Origin of the sequence: Paenibacillus sp. MER 99-2, assembly GCF_023714095.1 — a bacterium.
Taxonomy (GTDB): domain Bacteria; phylum Bacillota; class Bacilli; order Paenibacillales; family Paenibacillaceae; genus Paenibacillus.
Map to the genome: position 1 here is coordinate 26,646 of NZ_JAMAUZ010000004.1, position 17,597 is coordinate 44,242.

A 17,597-nucleotide genomic window follows, 5' to 3' on the forward strand; every position below is an offset into this window, starting at 1 on the left:
TAAGCTGGTTCGCGCAATTTCCACCACACTATTTTAGTATTCAACGGATTCAACGGATACAAATGCGTTCAAACTCTGATTGCCGCTTCTGTGGTTGTCAGAGTTTTTCTGTTTTTTCGCATAGGGGTATGATATGTTTTTACAAGAAACTGGTAAGGAAGTAAGAGTGAGGTGCGTGTATGTGAAGTGGTGGGATGAAATTTGTAAACGCTTTAAATTCAGAACGAAGCTCATTTTGTTTTTGTCGGCAGCCACGGTAGTCATCTCAGGTATTACGGGGCTAATCACCTATCGCATACATATCGACCTATTTAATGAAGAAGTGAGTCGCCAGTACAGCCTTACCGCAGAGCAGATTCTTGCACGTCTAGATTCACGGGTCAATGATATGTATAAAGTCACCGATTATATCACCTTGAATCCCTCCGTCAAAAATGCCATTAAGGCACAAGAAGCAGGTATCTCCTCCTATGATCAGATGAAGCTGGAAGATGAATTGGATGATCAGTTATACCAGGTACGATTGGATGCACCTGAGATTATGGGTCTCCGTATTTATGATTTGAAAGAAAATGTGTTTAATCTCGGAGCCTTTGCGGGTTCATTTCAACAGATGAATCCCTCCTATCTGGCAGAGATGGTTCATAGATTAGAAGGAACAGGCGGTGAATATGTTTGGAATCGTCTGGAATCGGATGCATTTATACAAGAAGAGAAGACCAATTGGATCTTAGCAGGACGATTAATGCGCTCTGTTGATCTGGAGACGTATGGTGTGATGTTAATACTGTTTAACACCTCGCTGTTTGAATCGTATCTCAAAGACCTGCGGCTAAATGATGAAGTTGCGGTGTATCTATTCGACACCAATGGTGAGCTTCTATATGCCTTTCATAATCAAGATGCTGATCCACCGCCCTTGAAGGAGTTGAGTATAGGGGCAACCGAGATTAGGGATGAACAGGGCACGACGCATTTGTATACCAAACAAACCTCAGACAAGGCTAATTTCACCTTGGTCAGCAAAGTATCACTAGCTCAGATTCAGAATAAAGGCAAGATCATCGTAAAAGTCGCCGTCTTCTCTGCGGTTGCTAGCATAGTATGCTCCTGGCTTATTATCACAATCATTAGTGGTAGGTTGTTGCGTCCGCTGGCGAGTATAGTCAATGCGATGAAAAGAGTGCGTGATGGACAGTTCAATACACGGGTACAGATTGAGACCCGGGATGAGCTAGGTTTCATCGGTGAACGATTCAATGCGATGGCTTCCCGGATCGATACATTGATTCATGAAGTGTATGAGCGGGAGCTCAGTGAGAAAGAAGCCGAGCTCAAAGCCATTCAAGCACAACTGAACCCTCATTTCTTGTATAACACACTCACTATGTTTTTCTGGAAATTCTATATGCTTGGTGACGAGAAATCAGCCCGCCTTGTCACTGCCCTGTCCGAAATGTTGCAATATACACTTGAACCCGTACAACGATTAACGACCCTGCAAGACGAGATGAACCAGATCGAACATTACTTGCAGATCCAGCAAGCACGTTACCAGGAAGCGTTGTCGATTGAAATTTCCGTTCCTTCAGAATTGCTCCGTTGCCAGGTGATTCGCTTGCTGCTTCAACCGATCGTGGAGAATGTGTTTGTTCATGCCTTTGCAGACAAGAGAGATAACCGTCATCTGCATATTCGTTGCTCACACCAAGATGGACAGGACGCGGTACCAGACATGCTTATCATAGAAGTCTCAGATAATGGCTGCGGCATGAACACATCGGTGATGGAACGCATTATGGAACCTATGGCACCTGCGGATGAGGAGCGTCAACATATAGGGATGCAGAGCGTTCTTCGAAGAATTGAGCTCATTCATGGCGATCCCTATGGTGTGCAGATCGAGTCGAAGGTAAATGAAGGCACTCTTGTACGGCTTCGCTTACCTTATCAGATAGGTGAAAATTCCCGTTCGGAACATTCAGATAACAGAGAGGAGTAGGTTCTGTGAATGGACGTTTGCTTGTGGTGGATGATGAAACGTTATTTCGTCAAGGACTGATCCATCTGATTCGGAATAATCCCCTTGGCTGGGAAGTTGTTGGGGAAGCGGCAGATGGAGAAGAAGCGATACAAGTCGTAGACCATTGCACACCTGATCTGATTATTACGGATATCAACATGCCTATAATGGACGGTCTGGACTTGGCTGAACGTATACACGAGAGTGGACGCGACATCATGATTATTATTTTGACAGGGTATCGTGAATTCGAATATGCGCAGCGCGCTATCCGTTACGGAGCGATTGAATTTCTACTGAAGCCGTTCTCCCTCGATGAAGCCTGTCAGGTGCTACGTAAGGCACATGAACGATATCGCCAGAGACAGTCCGACAATCGAATCAGGGCACAATACAGTCAGGTTGACCGAACCGAAAGACTGAAAGAGGAACTGAACTCGCTATTGCTCCACCATCAATTCGCAGCGATCATTCAACGCATAGATGGACTCTTGGAAGAAGCGTCCCAAATGACTTTGCCACGAGCCAAAGAAGAGGTACATATGCTGATGAAGGTGATGACTGAATTGCTGGCACAGCAGCTTCAACTCCAGGAATCAGGTGGCACGGAACAATTTGGTGCAGAGCCATTGCTGTGGGTTCATAACGTACCGGAAGTCATCACCTGGGCTCGATCTAAGAGTGAAGAGTGGTTGGATATGCTGAGAAGGTTAACTCAGGAACATCAGGATCATGTCATTACACGAGTGATGCAGTATGTTGAGATGAATTATTCCAGAAGTTGCACCTTGCAATCAGTCTCCACGCATGTTCATGTGACACCCAACTATCTAAGTCATTTGTTCAAAAAAGAGACGGGACAAGGCTTTAGTCAATATGTTAGCAGGCGCCGAATTGAGAAAGCCAAATTGCTGCTTCACCGTACGCGGCAGAGCATGGCGGAGATCGCGGAACAAACCGGGTTCGATAATTCCAGTTATTTCACGACGGTATTCAAACAAATGACAGGTGTCTCGCCCCGGGAATACCGCAAGCAAACAGGTGAACATGTGAACAGGTAGACAGGTATATTAACGCAATTCCTCACAAGTAGCTGCCAATGTACAGTCTGTTTATTATCTAATGTATATCATTTCATACGCAGCTCGTTTTCCATAGCAACTTAATATCAGGGATGGCCCCACGATGGCATGTGGGGTTATTTTTGTGTAGAAATTTAAAAAAGAATCGTTAAATATCAAATGTTTACGCTTTCATTTTTATCTAAAATACAACTATAGTACATCAGCAGTAGCAGAAGGGAGTGATGCAAATGAAGGGGGAACTGACCGCAGGTTCACCATCTGGTTTCCAACCACCTGACAATGAAATGAAGCAGCGGATTCGCCAGCAACGGTTGCGAAGATTCAAGATGAATATTCCGTTAATCGTAATGTTTGTTCCAGTAATTTTGTTCTATCTGACCTTTCGTTATGCACCCATCGGGGGATTGGTCATGGCGTTCAAGGATTACAATTTTTACGACGGTTTATGGAACAGTCCGTGGGTCGGTTTGCAGCATTTTCAGACACTATTCAGTGATCCGCGTACGGTGGAGATTATACGTAACACGTTATTTCTCAGTTTATTAAGTATCATCATTGGATTTCCGATCCCGATTATTCTAGCCATCATGCTGAATGAAGTACGGAATATGGCTTTCAAGCGGACGGTGCAGACGGTGGTCTATATGCCGCATTTCTTCTCCTGGGTCATTATTGCGATGATGATCATGACGGTATTCTCCTTGGAGAATGGAATCGTGAACCGTTGGGTCGAAGCCTGGACGGGAGAACCTTATCCATTTATGTATAACAAGGGTTCATGGATTGCGGTATTTGTTGGATCCGGCATCTGGAAGGACATGGGGTTCAATGCCATCATATTTCTCGCGGCGTTAACAACCATTGATCCGAGTCAGTATGAGGCTGCGCAGATGGATGGAGCCAGCAAGCTGCGTCAGATCTGGCATGTAACTCTTCCAGGGATACGCCCCACAATTATTCTTCTGCTTATATTGTCGATGGGTCGAGTTATGGAGGTTGGATTCGACCAGGTGTATATGCTCCAGAACTCTAATGTCAACGAGGTGGCGGATGTAATTAGTACATACATCTATCGTACAGGTCTTCAGGGGGCGCAGTTCAGTCTGACAACAGCCATGGGACTATTTGAATCCTTGGTCGCATTTATCCTTATTTTCAGCGCGAACTCAATTGCACGTCGATTTAACGAAGGCTTGTGGTAAGGAGGGAGATCAGAACAGCATGAGGAAAACCAGAGGAGAAAAAGTATTTTATCTGATGAATTATGTCTTGTTATCATTGGTGGCGATTAGCTGTATTCTGCCCCTGCTGAATATCATCGCCCTGTCATTCAGTGATGCAAGAGCTGTTGTATCCGGTGAAGTGGGGCTGTGGCCCGTCGATTTTACCTGGTTCTCCTATCATAGTCTGATTACGGGGACGCCGATTCTGAATGCATTTTGGAACAGTGTCGAGATTACGTTGATTGGCACCGGGCTCAGTATGGCCGTAACGATTATGGCGGCTTATCCGCTGTCACGTAGACACTTTTATCACAGACGGTTTTTTACGATGGCGATGGTGTTTACGATGATTTTTAACGGTGGACTCATTCCAACGTATCTAGTTGTGCAGAATCTCGGTCTCGTGAACAGTTATGGCGCGCTCTGGTTACCGGGTCTTGTGAGTACGTATAACATGTTGATCATGCGATCTTATTTTGAAAATCTGCCGGGGGAAGTGGACGAGGCCGCACGCATCGACGGGTGTGGGGAGCTTGGGCTCTTGTTCCGAATCGTGCTGCCGTTATCCAAGCCATTGCTGGCGACGATTGCTCTCTTTTATGGCGTAGGCTATTGGAACTCATTCATGAGCGTAATGATTTATATCAATGATACGTCGAAATACAACATGACCGTGCTTGTCCAAAACATGATTATGTCCAATCTGAATGTACAGGATTTTACCGATCCAACGATGATTTCGAATCTGACTCCAGAAGGTATCCGAGCAGCCGCTGTCATCGTGATGGTCATACCTATTCTGGCAGTATATCCATTCTTGCAGAAGTACTTTGTCAAAGGGGTCATGCTTGGCTCAATTAAAGGGTAAGGCAGCCTGTCGGTCACATCGCATCAGTTCATAATATAGGGAGAAAGAGGGTCTTATCTATGGCGTTAACGATGAAGGCATGGATGAAGTCGAGTCTCGTTCTGGGCTTAATTGGCGGGTTATTGGCTGGATGCACTGGGGGAGGTTCAAGTGAACAGGCTGAAGGGGAGAACAGCAGGGGAAATATCACGTCAACGATTTATGATCGGGGAGCCGTCCCTAGCGGTATGGGTACGATTGAAGATAATATGTGGTCGAAGTGGATTAATGAGAATGGCCCGGCAAATGTAAAATATACAGCAGTTCCCCGCTGGGAATCGCAATCCAAACTGAATGTATTGTTTGCTTCTGGTAGCGCGCCCGATCTTATCTTTGAATTCGGTACACCGATCCGAAATACACTGTTTAATCAGAAACAGTTGATGCCGCTAGATGACCTGATCGAGAACTCCAGTGTGGAATACAAGGCACTGATGGAGAAATATCCGCAGCTTAAGAAAGCGGGCATCAAAAGTGATGGCAAATTATACGAAGTGGGTCGTATGAATGAGGTTTTTCCACTGACGAGCTTTTTCATTCGTGAAGATTGGCTGGAGAAGCTGAATCTGGAGGTGCCGACTAATGAGGAAGAGATGCTGGCGGTTGCCAAGGCGTTTACAGAAAATGACCCTGACGGCAACGGAGTCAACGACACCTACGGTATAGGTGGATTTCAGTTCGGCGATACGGCAGGTCTGTTCCGGTATATGTATAATGCGAACTTTGTGAACATGGAGGACGGGGAGGTTGTGGTTGGCCCTAACCATTTGAAGGAAGCAACTTCATTCAAACGTGCGCTATATGAAGCAGGTGTAGTCGATAAAGATTTTCTGACCGATAAGGATGGAGCGAAGGCGAAACAGGATTTCTTAAATGGAAAAATTGGTATGTATGCCGCCATGACCTCCGATTATACGGGGTTTGCAGCCAAGGAACTGGATACATTAATGCAGAATGTTCCAGAGGCAAAATTAAAGGTTATCCCGTTACCATCTACGTCGGTAGGACATTATACGATGGTGTGGAATAACCCAGTTCAGATGACCGCAGCCATCAATGCTCGTGCTAAAAATCCGGAAGCGGCCATGCAGTATATTGATTTTCTAACCAAAACAGAAAACGGTCGCACCTTCAAAAACGGATTTGAAGGCACACATTATACATTGAACGATCAAGGTTGTCCGCGCATCTCGGATCAGGAGAAATACAAGCAGGAGATAAGCTGGGCAGGCGATTATGCGATGCTGTACAGTCGCTTGGAGGAAGGTAAGTGCGGTTATACCGAAATGCTGTTCAGTGAAGAGATTCCATCGCAGAAGGAAGGGCTACGTCTCTTCAAGGAAGCGAGGGAGGTCTATATGACAGATCTTCCTGTGGGAGAAGGTGTTACCCATTCGGAGCATATGCCGCAATTGCCGAAGGAACTCCAAGTGAAGTTTACAAATGTGAGCACAGCCATCAATGATATTTATACCCGTTCCATAATTGGTGGCAGCAAATATACGGTTGAGCAGGCTGCTATCGATGCACAGAAGCAGTGGGAACAGGGAGGCGGTTCAGAGATCGAAGCGTGGTACAAGGACTGGTGGAGCAAGGAGAAGGATAACGTATTAGTATGGGAAGATTTCTATGAAATCTATGAACAGCAACAGGCGGACTTTGAGAAATCAGAGTGAAATTATTGCTTTGAACAAAGCATATCTGGAGGGGCTAGATTACAGTGAAAAGCACTGGTCTACTTCAAATCAAAAGAACCAGGACATCATGTCCTGGTTCTTTTGATTTGAAGGTTAGCTCTAAACTAAAGGGATGGTAGGATGGAAGTATTAGGTTAGGTTCATCAGATATAGACTGATGAACCTTTGTATTTTTTGTGATACTCAGGGGAGATGAATGGTCTGAATATGATCGGTGTGCATAATTAATGAAGTCCCTTCCGCTTCTACAAGTGTAAGCAAATGACCGTTTGTACTCTTCAATAATCCTGCATGGTAAGGCTTGGAATCAAGGTTGATAATTACAAGTTCACCTATCATTTTATGCAGTTGCTGATCGAATGTACGGGAGAGTGGCATGGACGAGGGCTGAATAGGGAAATGTTGCTGACTAAGAGAGTATGGTGTGCTGTTGGTAGGGGATGGAATGATATACTTCAGATGATTGATTGAAACGTATAGAGAAGAGTGATATAAGGGAGAGTAGAACATAAAATAGTCATTCATAATGTTCGTAATATAACCATGCAGTGTTCGTCCTGCGATCGATATCTCGCTGAATCGTCCACGGGCGTTCATCAGCATTTTTCGATACGAAATGTTGTCGTGGTCAATCTCGGGGTCAGGCTTCGGAATAACCGCACTTAAATCTGAGGTGTTGGCATGCATGGTTTGAACATGATGAAGTGGAATATAGATAAAACGATGGTTTTCATAGACTACAATCAGATCCTGACCTACATCAATGATCTCTCCTTGAATTGGAAGTTTACAGCCAGCCAGTTCCAATTCAATTGATTTACCCAGCCAATGCGTAACGAGTTCCACAGTATTCCTCCTCTCAATAGATTATAGATGTCCAAATAAATAATGAAATTAGGCTAACAATTAGACTGATGGGTACCACAATGATAGTAACTTTCATATACTGTTTCCAGGAGACTCGAATATGATGGGTCTTTAATATATACATCCAAATTAATGTTGCTAAGGTACCTATTGGTGTCAGCAAGGCTCCGATATCACTTCCCAGAATATTTGCAAGATACGCAAGATGCAGTTGAGATTCACTCAGTTGAAGATCAGTAACGGCAAAGGTTCCAATCATGACAGAAGGCAAATTGTTGAACAGATTGGAAAGCAGAGTGAGCATCAGCCCTGACACAGCGATAATACTGGCATTTCCTCCTTCTATCATAGGTTTCATCCACTGAATAATGGATGCTGTCATTCCTGCTCGGTGAAGACTATCCACAATAACATAAATGCTGAAGGCAAAGAGTAGAATGTGCCAAGGTGTTTGTGTTATCACATCTTTGAGTCCAGTACGGGTACGGTACCAACGCACAATGAGCATGAGAATAACACCGGTGAGTGCGACAACTTCCATGCGTATACCGACTTGCTCAGCTAGAAAGTATCCTGCTCGGATAAATACAACGATGCCTATACAGACACGGAACAGCCACCAGTCTACTTTATTCTCCGTTTCATCGGTCTGTAGTGGATGATATCCTGAACCTGATGAAGATTGCAGGGATACAGGGAAGTGATGAATGACTTTGGGAATACTCCTGCGAAAATAATAGAATAAAAGTACGGTCATCACTATGATCGCAAGCATAGAAGGCACAAACATCATCTGAGTATACGTATTCAGATTTAAGCCTACCATTTGCAGAGCAATCAGATTAGCTAGATTACTAAGTCCAATTGGCGCACTTGAAGCCGTAGCGATGAGCGCACCGGAGATCAGGTAGGGCAACTGTTGATGCATTTTCAAACGAAGGATGAAACAGATTCGAATAATAATCGGAGTTGTAATTAGAATACTGCCATCATTATTGAAGAAGATGGTCATGAGAAAACAAAGTAATAGAACTAGCCAGAACAATCGAAAGCCAGAACCTCTCGCTTTCTCAATCATATTCAAGGCGATCCAGCGAAAAAAACCGATGCTATCCAGGATAATTGACATTACAATGGTAGAGAGAATCGTTACGGCTGCACCAGATACGATTCCAAAGATTCCAACAATATGAGCATAGCTGCTCACTCCAGTTAAAATAAGAAGAAGGGCGCCAAGTGAGGTGGGGATGGATTCATTTAATCCACCAGGACGCCACATCAGGAAAATGACAGTGATGATAAATACCCCAAAGGTTAACCACATCTGGTAGTCCGACATTTACTGTGATTCACCTCCCAGGGGGAGAAGTCCGGACGAAGCTTGGATTAGATGTTCATGGGATGGAGTGGTAGGTCTTCCGGGCGCAACGATCCAGTAAAAAGGCACACCAATTAGGACTAATGCAATGAAGATCAACATGATAATTCCCCCCTTTAAGCTAGTAGATAACTTAAGAGATTAGTTTAGTTTGTTTAATTCTTTTTACCGCCTGACTTGTTGCCATGGGCTTGGTTCTCTTGAGCCCGTCGCCCCTGAGAGCGATTGCCTTGATTACTCCGAGACTTGTTGCCACTGGATTTATTCCCGCCAGACTTATTACTCTGGGCTTGGTTTCCTTGGGAACGATTTCCACGGGACTGGTTGCCTTGAGCCGCCTGATTACCTTGAGCGGTTTGGTTTCCTTGACTTGTATTGTTATTGTTGTTGCCGCCACCACGTATGACGGATACAGATTTCACATGTTGTATCGGAATACGCACAATCTCCTGATTTTTCAAAGTTATGATCAATTGGTTCTGGTTGGCATCAGCCAGGATACCTTCGACTTTCTCAGGCCCTCCACGGTTGATCTGGACACGGCGGAAGCGGAGTGCCTGCATAACGCCCAGAAACGTGTTGGCGGGAATAGGGTTACCCATGCCTGCACTTCTGTTCCCAACGGAACGACCTGTATCTGTTATGCTTTTGACATGTGTTTCATTAACGTAGACGATCCCTTCTTTACATTTTATTGCCATATAGTCCCAGCGTACGTCCGTCAGTGTACCTTGTACTGAATCAGGTCCTCCCCGGTTAACCTTAATTTCTCTTCCCAACAAACCTCTCATTCCTTCACCATTCATAGACATTGTGTTTTACCCCTTCCATGATATAAGTTCAGATGGACAAAAATGGTGGATGTGATCGTGATCCCTTCCATTTGTCATTCGTGTCTGTCTGTAGTTTAAGCATATGTGACATGCTTCTTGGAGGGACTAGCCGGGAATCTATTTTTATACTATTTTGGCTATAATCTATGAAATTGAATGTATACTTATAGAATAATATCACCTCTAACTTCACAGTCTTAGATGTGATGCTGGAGGTGAAGCTGGAGGTAATACATACAGGACTATGCATTCGCCCGTACGATTTTCTGTTTTTCTGCATAGGATGAGATAAAGACCTACGGGCGAATCTCACAGGTACTCGAAAGGCGGATGGAAATGGCTTTACCTGTCTACCATATCAGCTTGTCTACAACCGAATATCAACAGTTAACCTCCAATATATGGTCAGATACGTTTGTGAACAGCACGATGAAGATGGATGGCAAGCAGATTCCGATCCGGATTCGTTACCGAGGGGGGCATACACGCGGTTATGCCAAAAAATCATTTGAGATTCGCACTGCTAGCCGAACGTATCACTTTAATGCAGAGTACGATGACCCTTCGCTCATTCGCAATGCGCTTTCTTTTCGCTTTTTTGAGTCGATCCGGGTGCCTGCTCCATCTACCAAGCACTGCGTTTTATACTTGAACGGACAGCTTCTGGGAGTATACCTAAGAATCGAAGGTGTAAAATCCTTCTTTTTTCGCCAACGGAAAATTCCCGTACGTAGTATCTTTTACGCGGTGAATGACCATGCTGGTTTTACATTAAATTCGGATTCCTCTTCAACAAGCACCGATCTATTATCCGGATATAGCTTAATTCGGGGCAAGGATGTGGATCGCACAAGGTTAAGTACCTTTGTTCGACAGTTGAACACAAAGTCCAGACTGGAATTGTATCGTTTTTTACAGTCGAGGGTGGATACGGACAACTATTTGCGCTGGTTAAGTGGAGCTGTGCTTACTGGGAACTTTGACGGATTTCATCAAAATTACACATGGTATGAGAAAATCAAAAGCGGGAAATATGGTATCTTACCTTGGGATTATGAGGGTACTTGGGGGAGGAACTGTTATGGAACGCGAGTTGACTCCAATCTTGTTCGTATTCAAGGCTATAACAAACTTACCGGACGACTGCTGGCATTCCGCAGTTTCCGTCAACAATACAAGAAACTGATGCAGCAACACCTATCGAGTGTTTTTACAGAGCAGAAAATTATGCCCATCGTGAATCGACTACACCATGAAATTTCCGAAGAAGTCGAGCAAGACCCTTATATGAAATGGCCTATGGATGTGTTTGCTGATGAACCCGAGAGAATTCGTACCTACGTGGCAGAACGCCGGGAATATCTCCATGAGAAGCTACATCAGTTGTGAGCATCCGAACTGCTTGGGAAGGGCATACCTTCCTTTTTTTTGCGTTAAAAAAGAGGGGAAGACTATTTCTTGCAGAAAAGTAGGGTAATAAGAATAGAAGCAGGATTGTAAAATACGTTATAATAACCATATATGTACATAGGAAATGATTACATAGTGGGCAAAGTGGAGAAAACAACATGTCTAAGGGAGGCTCTGAACTGGAATAGGATAGCGGTTTAGAGCGCTCCGAGCCGGAGGAATGCTTATGATCAAGCTGTTGTACTACTTGAAGAAGTACCGAGTTGCCGCCATTGCTGCCTTGGTCATGATGTTGATTGAGCTTGCAGTGGAGCTGGCTCAGCCGTATCTCATCTCGAAGATTATCGATAACGGCATACAGGAAGGGAATCTGTCCGTCGTCTGGTTTTGGGGCGGAGTGCTCGTGGCGAGTGCGGTTGTGGCTTTTGCTGCCGGAATTGCCAGTTCGTTTTTTGCATCCCATGCGAGCTTGGGATTCGGATACGATCTGCGGGAGAAGCTGTATGATAAAGTGCAAGCGTTCTCTTACGCCGTATTCAATCGTTTCGCCACCTCATCGCTCATTACCCGCTTAACAGGGGACGTTACCCAGGTTCAGGATACCGTCTTCATGAGTCTACGCTTCATGACGCGTGTGCCTCTGGTCGTGATTGGTAGCATGATTATGGCCGTAGTTGTTAATCCGCGATTGGGTTTGTTGTTGGTCGTTATGGTGCCTGTGTTGCTTGTTGTCGTGGTTTGGATGATCAAAAAGGCAGCGCTGCTGTTCCGAAATGTGCAGCGCAGACTGGATGCCGTCAACGGAGTCATCCAGGAGAATCTGACAGGCATTCGGCTGATCCGTGTCTTCGTGCGGATGGGCCATGAGATTGAACGCTTTGCCGGCTTCAGCGGCAAGCTGATGAAAGGCACGATCTCCGCCCTACGCCTGACGGAGACGACGATGCCGTTCATGTTGCTCATGATGAACGGCTGCATTATCGCTGTACTATGGTTCGGGCGAGCAGATATTAACTCGGGCAGTGCAACGGTGGGTGAAGTGGTCGCTGTCATTAACTACCTGCTTCGTACCATTGGAGCGATGTCTGCTTTATCTTGGATTCTCGTGACATTCTCCCGAGCAAGCGCTTCAGCACAGCGGCTGAATGAAGTCTTTGAAACGGAGGACGATTCAGAATCGGCTCAGAAGACAGCGAATTTATTTTCTACAGAATCAGGACAGTCTGCATCATCAGTAGAACAGGGAACATCCATGCTGACTCCCAAACAACAGTTAATACAAGGTGCGGTTGAGTTCAAAAATGTTGGCTTTCATTATCCGAACAGTGATATTACTGTACTTGAAAATATCTCGTTCTCTGCTCGCCAAGGTGAGCGCATTGCCATTATGGGAGCGACAGGCTCAGGCAAGTCTTCACTTGTACAGCTAATTCCAAGACTATACACGGAGGACACAGGTCAGATCCGGATTGATGGTACCAACGCCGAACGTCTGGATACCTCGTTGCTGCGTGGGGCAATCGGTTATGTTCCACAGGAGGTTGTACTATTCACCGGGTCTGTCCGTGATAATATCGCTTGGGGCAGAGAGGATGCTACGCTCGCTGAGATTCAAGAAGCCGCGAAGCGTGCTCAAATTCATGAAACGATTGAGAAGTTACCGAATGGTTATGATACACAGTTAGGTCAACGCGGCGTTAACCTGTCGGGTGGACAGAAGCAACGTTTATCCATTGCAAGGGCATTAATTCGTCGTCCAAGTATTCTGATCCTGGATGACAGTACAAGTGCACTGGATGTGGCAACAGAAGCAAGGTTATTGGATGCACTGGAGGAGCTATCGTGCACAACCTTTATCATTACACAGAAGATTAGCTCCACAACCTCGGCCGATCTAATTCTGCTGCTGGATGATGGACGTCTAATCGGGCAAGGTAAACATGAAGATCTGATGGATTCATCGGAATTGTATCGTCGCATCTATCAATCACAATATGGGGAGGGCACGCCGCATGTTCAAAGCATTCATTGAACCCTTCCGTCAACCGCCACCACCGCTTGATCCTGCAACGCTCAAAGGCGGCGGTTCTAAGCCGAAGGCAAGGGCAAAGAATTGGTCAGGCACATTGGGGCGGATCTGGACGTATCTTGCACGCCGCAAAGTGAAGCTTTCACTCGTGCTACTGATGGTTTTTGCAAGCTCAGCACTTGCACTACTTGGGCCGTATATGGTGGGCGTCGCAGTAGATAGCTTTATGGATGGAGAATCAACCAGCGCTAGTTGGACCAGGTTCCTGCTTGGACTGGTTGCGGTGTATGTATTGTTCTCCCTAACATCTTGGCTGCAAAACATATGGATGATCGAAATCGCACAGGAAACGGTATATCGTATGCGGTACGACTTGTTCTCCCACCTGCACAAATTGCCTATTCCATTCTTCGGCAAGCGTCAGCAGGGTGAGATTATGAGCCGGGTTACGAATGATATCGAGAATGTTAGCGGTACATTGAACAGCTCGGCCATCCAGATTTTTTCCAGCATATTAACCCTGCTTGGAACGTTCGGTGTCATGCTCTGGCTGAGTCCATTGCTGACCTTGCTAACGTTCATCGTTGTACCACTTATGGCTCTTGGCATGCGCTGGATTACGCGTAGAACAGGGCCACTCTTCAAGGAGCGGCAGCGTAACCTGGGTGAACTGAATGGATATATAGAAGAGACGTTATCTGGTCAGCGCATCATTAAGGCGTTTTCTCAAGAGGAACGGGTTATTCGTGGGTTTGAGGAGCGAAATACTCGAATCCGGATTTCCGGTTTCTGGGCGCAGACCATCTCGGGTTTTATACCAAAGCTGATGAACGGACTCAATAACCTGAGCTTCGCCATTGTAGCAGGGATCGGCGGTATTCTGGCGATTCAGGGTACGGTTACCGTGGGGATCATTATCATTTTCGTCGAGTATGCTCGTCAATTCACACGTCCGCTGAACGATCTAGCGAATCAGTGGAATACGTTATTGTCGGCAATAGCCGGAGCGGAGCGTGTATTTGAAGTGCTGGATGAAGATGAAGAAGCGAAGGATGAGGGTGCAGCGGTATCGCTTGAGAAGGTAGAGGGAGCGGTGCGCTTTGACCGGGTCTCCTTTGGATACGATGAAGGTCGTGACATTTTGCATGAGATTAGTTTTGAGGCGAAGCCGGGAGAGATGATTGCGTTAGTAGGCCCAACTGGGGCAGGCAAAACGACGCTAATTCAGCTATTGTCCCGCTTCTATGATCCAACGGCGGGTAAGCTGACTGTGGATGGACGGGATCTTACAACCATTCGCCGAGAGAATTTGCGTTCTCATATGGCATTTGTTCTTCAGGATTCATTCCTGTTTCAAGGGACGATTCGGGAAAATATCCGCTTCGGCCGTCTGGATGCATCAGACGAAGAGGTGGAGATTGCCTCCAAACTAGCCAATGCGCATTCCTTTATTACACGAATGAAGGGTGGTTATGACAAAGTATTGCAAGCCGATGGCAGTGGCATCAGTCAAGGACAGAAGCAACTGCTTGCCATCGCACGTGCGATTCTGGCCGACCCGTCCATTCTTGTACTTGATGAGGCGACAAGTAGTATTGATACCGTTACAGAGATCAAAATTCAGGAAGGGCTGCAACGTCTGATGCAGGGGCGTACCAGCTTTGTCATTGCTCACAGGCTGAACACGATCCGCCAAGCCGACCGGATTCTAGTGCTGAAGGATGGACATCTGCTGGAACAAGGCTCGCATGACGTCTTGCTAGAGCAAGGTGGCTTTTACAGCGAGCTGTATTACAGTCAACTACGTAAGAAGGCGCAGTGACGGTTGGGTGAGTCATTGGCATTCTCGGATACGTCTCCTTGGTACCACAGGAGCTCAACGGGATGACTTATGATTACAGTAGGTGCAACCGAATAAAGGGATATACAGAAACGGACATCTATATGGGTGTCCGTTTTTCTTATTGGATCGTATGGCCGTATTCTGCGTGAATAATTATTTTATAACCCAACATACGCTTGCTCATATGATTGAATAACTATGATGCTTGACAGCAAAACGGAGTGGATGTATATTTAGCTCACGAACACTTAGATATCTAACTTTAAGATGTTATACAAAGGGGAGGAGAGTTCTCTTGCGGAAAGATACGCCATATTCGGATCTATTTCAAACGATTGGAATCAAGATCAAACGCAAAGCCGATGATCAAGTGAACGAGTTAGGGCTTAATGCTCAACAAGGTCGAATCATCGGATATATCTATGAACATCAGGATAACGGGTTGATTCAGAAAAACCTAGCTGAGACATTCAACCGGCGGGATGCAACGATTACGAGTATGCTGAAAGGCTTGGAGAAGAACGGGTATATTGAGCGGAAGATTCCTTCAGATAATGAGCGACAGAAGAACTTATACGTCTTGCCTAAGGGCGAGCAAGTCATTCAAGATGTAACCCAGATGTTTGCCAAAGTTGAGCACGAGATTGTGGCAAGTTTGACCGAGGAAGAACAGGCAACATTGATGCAGTTATTGACCAAGGTTAATCAGAACCTCTAAGAGGGCTGATGTACTGAGCAGGATTAACTGCTCATATTCAAATAGTTAGAATTCTAACAGTTTAGGTTCTATTGGTCAATGTGCCAACGTTGGTTGGTAACACTTGAGTATCTTTTTTGCTGTAAAACTTAGAAGTCTAATTGTTATAATTAAAAGAGAGGCGGAATTCCTTTGAAAGAAAAACATTCAAACTCCTATTATCTGAGCACAGCTCCTGTCCACAAGTCTATTATGCATCTGTCTATTCCTATGATGTTAGGCATGTCAGCGGGAACGCTGTACAACCTCATCAATGCCTTTTTCATTGGTCTAGTACATGATACAGGCATGTTCAGTGCGATTACCCTCGGCTTACCAATCTTCACTGTGTTGATGGCATTTGGCAATATGTTTGGAGTCGGTGGCGGCACCTTCATTACGCGTCTAACGGCTAAGGGTGAAGCGGAGAAGGCGAAGAAAGTTGCAGGTTACTCGCTTTACTTCAGCTTAGCTGCTGGTATATTCATTGCCCTTATCTCTTGGTTGTTCATCACCCCGATTGTTCATGGACTTGGCGCCAATCAGGCTGTATATGCATACACGAGTCAGTACGCCATTACGTTATTGGCAGGTGGAGCGATTGTCATTGTGAACTTTGCGCTGGAACAGTTGGTTCGGTCAGAAGGTGCATCGAAGGAATCGATGTATGGTATGTTCATTAGCATTGTTGCCAGCATTTTATTGGATGTACTATTTATTCTTATCTTCGATTGGCATGTATTTGGTGCTGCGCTGTCCATCGTACTAGCGAATGCTTGCTCAGCAGCCTATTATATCTGGTATTTATCATATCGCAGTGAGAATCTGAGAGGCTTCTTAAAGCACTGGAAGCTGAACCTGCAGGATCAGTTAGAGGTATATAAGATTGGCGTATCCGAACTGCTGCAAACGTCATTCCTGATCGTATCGACTCTGCTGTTGAACCACTATGCAATGACATTTGGTGATCATATTGTCGCTGGCTTCGGTATTGCGCTACGGATTGTGCAGTTGCCTGAGTTTCTAACGATGGGGGTTTTCATGGGGATTATTCCGCTCGTGGCGCATAATTTTGCAAGTGGAAATTTTGCTCGATTAAAAACTACGTATAAACAAGCTACGCTATATATTACGGGGATTGCGGTAATTTTTATTGGCATCGTCTATGTGTTCAAGGAACAAGTCATTCGCCTGTTCTCATCCGATGCATCGGTGCTTGAGGCTGGAACTGCTATCCTGATCGCGATGCTGATCTCTGCCTTGTTCACCGGTCTTACTGGACTGTTTACCGGTATTTTCAAAGCTGCAGGAGAGGGGATTCCAACGAATGTGATGGCAATCTGCCAAGGAACCTTGTTCATTCCAGTGATCATTATTTTCCATCAGTACTTTGGTCTTACAGGCGTGATCTGGTCTATGACCGTAACTGAAATCATCACAAGTGTGCTTGGGCTAATCCTGTTTGTATTCCACTACAGACGTATTAGTCAAAAAAACAATCAGCTTGTAGTGAATGCTTAAACTTAGCTTAGGCTGGATATTAGAGCAGGATGGAGGGAGAAATTC

14 protein-coding genes are annotated in these 17,597 nt (G+C 45.4%); 10 read left to right on the forward strand and 4 right to left on the reverse strand.

Going from position 1 to position 17,597, the window contains the following annotated elements; genetic code table 11:
• Positions 1 to 181: 181 nt before the first annotated feature.
• The 5 genes from M3636_RS18695 to M3636_RS18715 all read left to right on the forward strand — a co-directional run bounded on the left by M3636_RS18695 (position 182) and on the right by M3636_RS18715 (position 6,914).
• Complete coding sequence (locus M3636_RS18695; protein WP_251383580.1) at positions 182 to 2,002, forward strand: cache domain-containing sensor histidine kinase; 1,821 nt, start codon at positions 182 to 184, stop codon at positions 2,000 to 2,002.
• Between the two features lie 5 nt (positions 2,003 to 2,007).
• Positions 2,008 to 3,084 carry a response regulator gene (locus M3636_RS18700; RefSeq protein WP_251383581.1) on the forward strand — a complete coding sequence of 359 codons (1,077 nt, stop codon included), beginning with the start codon at positions 2,008 to 2,010 and terminating at the stop codon, positions 3,082 to 3,084.
• Positions 3,085 to 3,392: 308 nt separating this feature from the next.
• Entirely contained in the window at positions 3,393 to 4,310 is a 918-nt protein-coding gene (locus M3636_RS18705) for an ABC transporter permease (protein WP_251383754.1), read from the forward strand.
• 19 nt (positions 4,311 to 4,329) lie between these two features.
• Positions 4,330 to 5,199, forward strand: a complete 870-nt coding sequence (locus tag M3636_RS18710) for a carbohydrate ABC transporter permease (RefSeq protein WP_128100506.1) — start codon at positions 4,330 to 4,332, stop codon at positions 5,197 to 5,199.
• Positions 5,200 to 5,258: 59 nt separating this feature from the next.
• Positions 5,259 to 6,914, forward strand: a complete 1,656-nt coding sequence (locus M3636_RS18715; protein ID WP_251383582.1) for an extracellular solute-binding protein — start codon at positions 5,259 to 5,261, stop codon at positions 6,912 to 6,914.
• Between the two features lie 204 nt (positions 6,915 to 7,118).
• On the opposite strand, the gene M3636_RS18720 is transcribed toward M3636_RS18715, so the two are convergent.
• From M3636_RS18720 to M3636_RS18735, 4 genes are read right to left on the reverse strand one after another with little or no spacing between them, the layout of a single operon-like run.
• Positions 7,119 to 7,781 (reverse strand): DUF2642 domain-containing protein, encoded by a 663-nt coding sequence (locus tag M3636_RS18720; RefSeq protein ID WP_251383583.1) that lies wholly within the window; start codon positions 7,779 to 7,781, stop codon positions 7,119 to 7,121.
• Between the two features lie 13 nt (positions 7,782 to 7,794).
• Positions 7,795 to 9,141: an arsenic transporter gene (locus M3636_RS18725; protein WP_128100509.1), complete on the reverse strand. Its 1,347-nt coding sequence runs from the start codon at positions 9,139 to 9,141 to the stop codon at positions 7,795 to 7,797.
• A complete protein-coding gene (locus M3636_RS18730) occupies positions 9,142 to 9,282 on the reverse strand; it encodes a hypothetical protein (RefSeq protein ID WP_251383584.1) in 141 nt (46 codons plus the stop codon).
• A gap of 53 nt (positions 9,283 to 9,335) precedes the next feature.
• Positions 9,336 to 9,992, reverse strand: a complete 657-nt coding sequence (locus tag M3636_RS18735) for a hypothetical protein (protein WP_251383585.1) — start codon at positions 9,990 to 9,992, stop codon at positions 9,336 to 9,338.
• A 357-nt stretch (positions 9,993 to 10,349) separates the two neighbouring features.
• Here M3636_RS18735 and M3636_RS18740 point away from each other — a divergent pair, with 357 nt between their 5' ends.
• From M3636_RS18740 to M3636_RS18760, 5 genes are all read left to right on the forward strand, one after another.
• The gene (locus tag M3636_RS18740) at positions 10,350 to 11,402 is read left to right on the forward strand and encodes a CotH kinase family protein (RefSeq protein WP_251383586.1); all 1,053 of its coding nucleotides are present in this window, start codon (positions 10,350 to 10,352) and stop codon (positions 11,400 to 11,402) included.
• Between the two features lie 247 nt (positions 11,403 to 11,649).
• Positions 11,650 to 13,455, forward strand: a complete 1,806-nt coding sequence (locus M3636_RS18745) for an ABC transporter ATP-binding protein (protein WP_251383587.1) — start codon at positions 11,650 to 11,652, stop codon at positions 13,453 to 13,455.
• Positions 13,436 to 15,274, forward strand: coding sequence for an ABC transporter ATP-binding protein (locus M3636_RS18750; RefSeq protein WP_251383588.1), 1,839 nt, complete (start codon positions 13,436 to 13,438; stop codon positions 15,272 to 15,274). Before M3636_RS18745 ends, M3636_RS18750 begins: the two co-directional genes overlap by 20 nt.
• A 316-nt stretch (positions 15,275 to 15,590) precedes the next feature.
• A complete protein-coding gene (locus M3636_RS18755) occupies positions 15,591 to 16,013 on the forward strand; it encodes a MarR family winged helix-turn-helix transcriptional regulator (RefSeq protein ID WP_251383589.1) in 423 nt (140 codons plus the stop codon).
• A 231-nt stretch (positions 16,014 to 16,244) separates the two neighbouring features.
• Entirely contained in the window at positions 16,245 to 17,552 is a 1,308-nt protein-coding gene (locus M3636_RS18760; protein ID WP_174715330.1) for an MATE family efflux transporter, read from the forward strand.
• Positions 17,553 to 17,597: the final 45 nt, after the last annotated feature.

Excerpts from the sequence above, each read along its gene's own strand:
- M3636_RS18705 (WP_251383754.1), top strand. The coding sequence starts at position 3,393 with ATGAAGCAGCGGATTCGCCAGCAACGGTTGCGAAGATTCAAGATGAAT.
- M3636_RS18710 (WP_128100506.1), top strand. The coding sequence starts at position 4,330 with ATGAGGAAAACCAGAGGAGAAAAAGTATTTTATCTGATGAATTATGTC.
- M3636_RS18715 (WP_251383582.1), top strand. The coding sequence starts at position 5,259 with ATGGCGTTAACGATGAAGGCATGGATGAAGTCGAGTCTCGTTCTGGGC.
- M3636_RS18725 (WP_128100509.1), bottom strand. The coding sequence starts at position 9,141 with ATGTCGGACTACCAGATGTGGTTAACCTTTGGGGTATTTATCATCACT.
- M3636_RS18730 (WP_251383584.1), bottom strand. The coding sequence starts at position 9,282 with ATGTTGATCTTCATTGCATTAGTCCTAATTGGTGTGCCTTTTTACTGG.
- M3636_RS18735 (WP_251383585.1), bottom strand. The coding sequence starts at position 9,992 with ATGTCTATGAATGGTGAAGGAATGAGAGGTTTGTTGGGAAGAGAAATT.
- M3636_RS18740 (WP_251383586.1), top strand. The coding sequence starts at position 10,350 with ATGGCTTTACCTGTCTACCATATCAGCTTGTCTACAACCGAATATCAA.
- M3636_RS18745 (WP_251383587.1), top strand. The coding sequence starts at position 11,650 with ATGATCAAGCTGTTGTACTACTTGAAGAAGTACCGAGTTGCCGCCATT.
- M3636_RS18750 (WP_251383588.1), top strand. The coding sequence starts at position 13,436 with ATGTTCAAAGCATTCATTGAACCCTTCCGTCAACCGCCACCACCGCTT.
- M3636_RS18760 (WP_174715330.1), top strand. The coding sequence starts at position 16,245 with ATGCATCTGTCTATTCCTATGATGTTAGGCATGTCAGCGGGAACGCTG.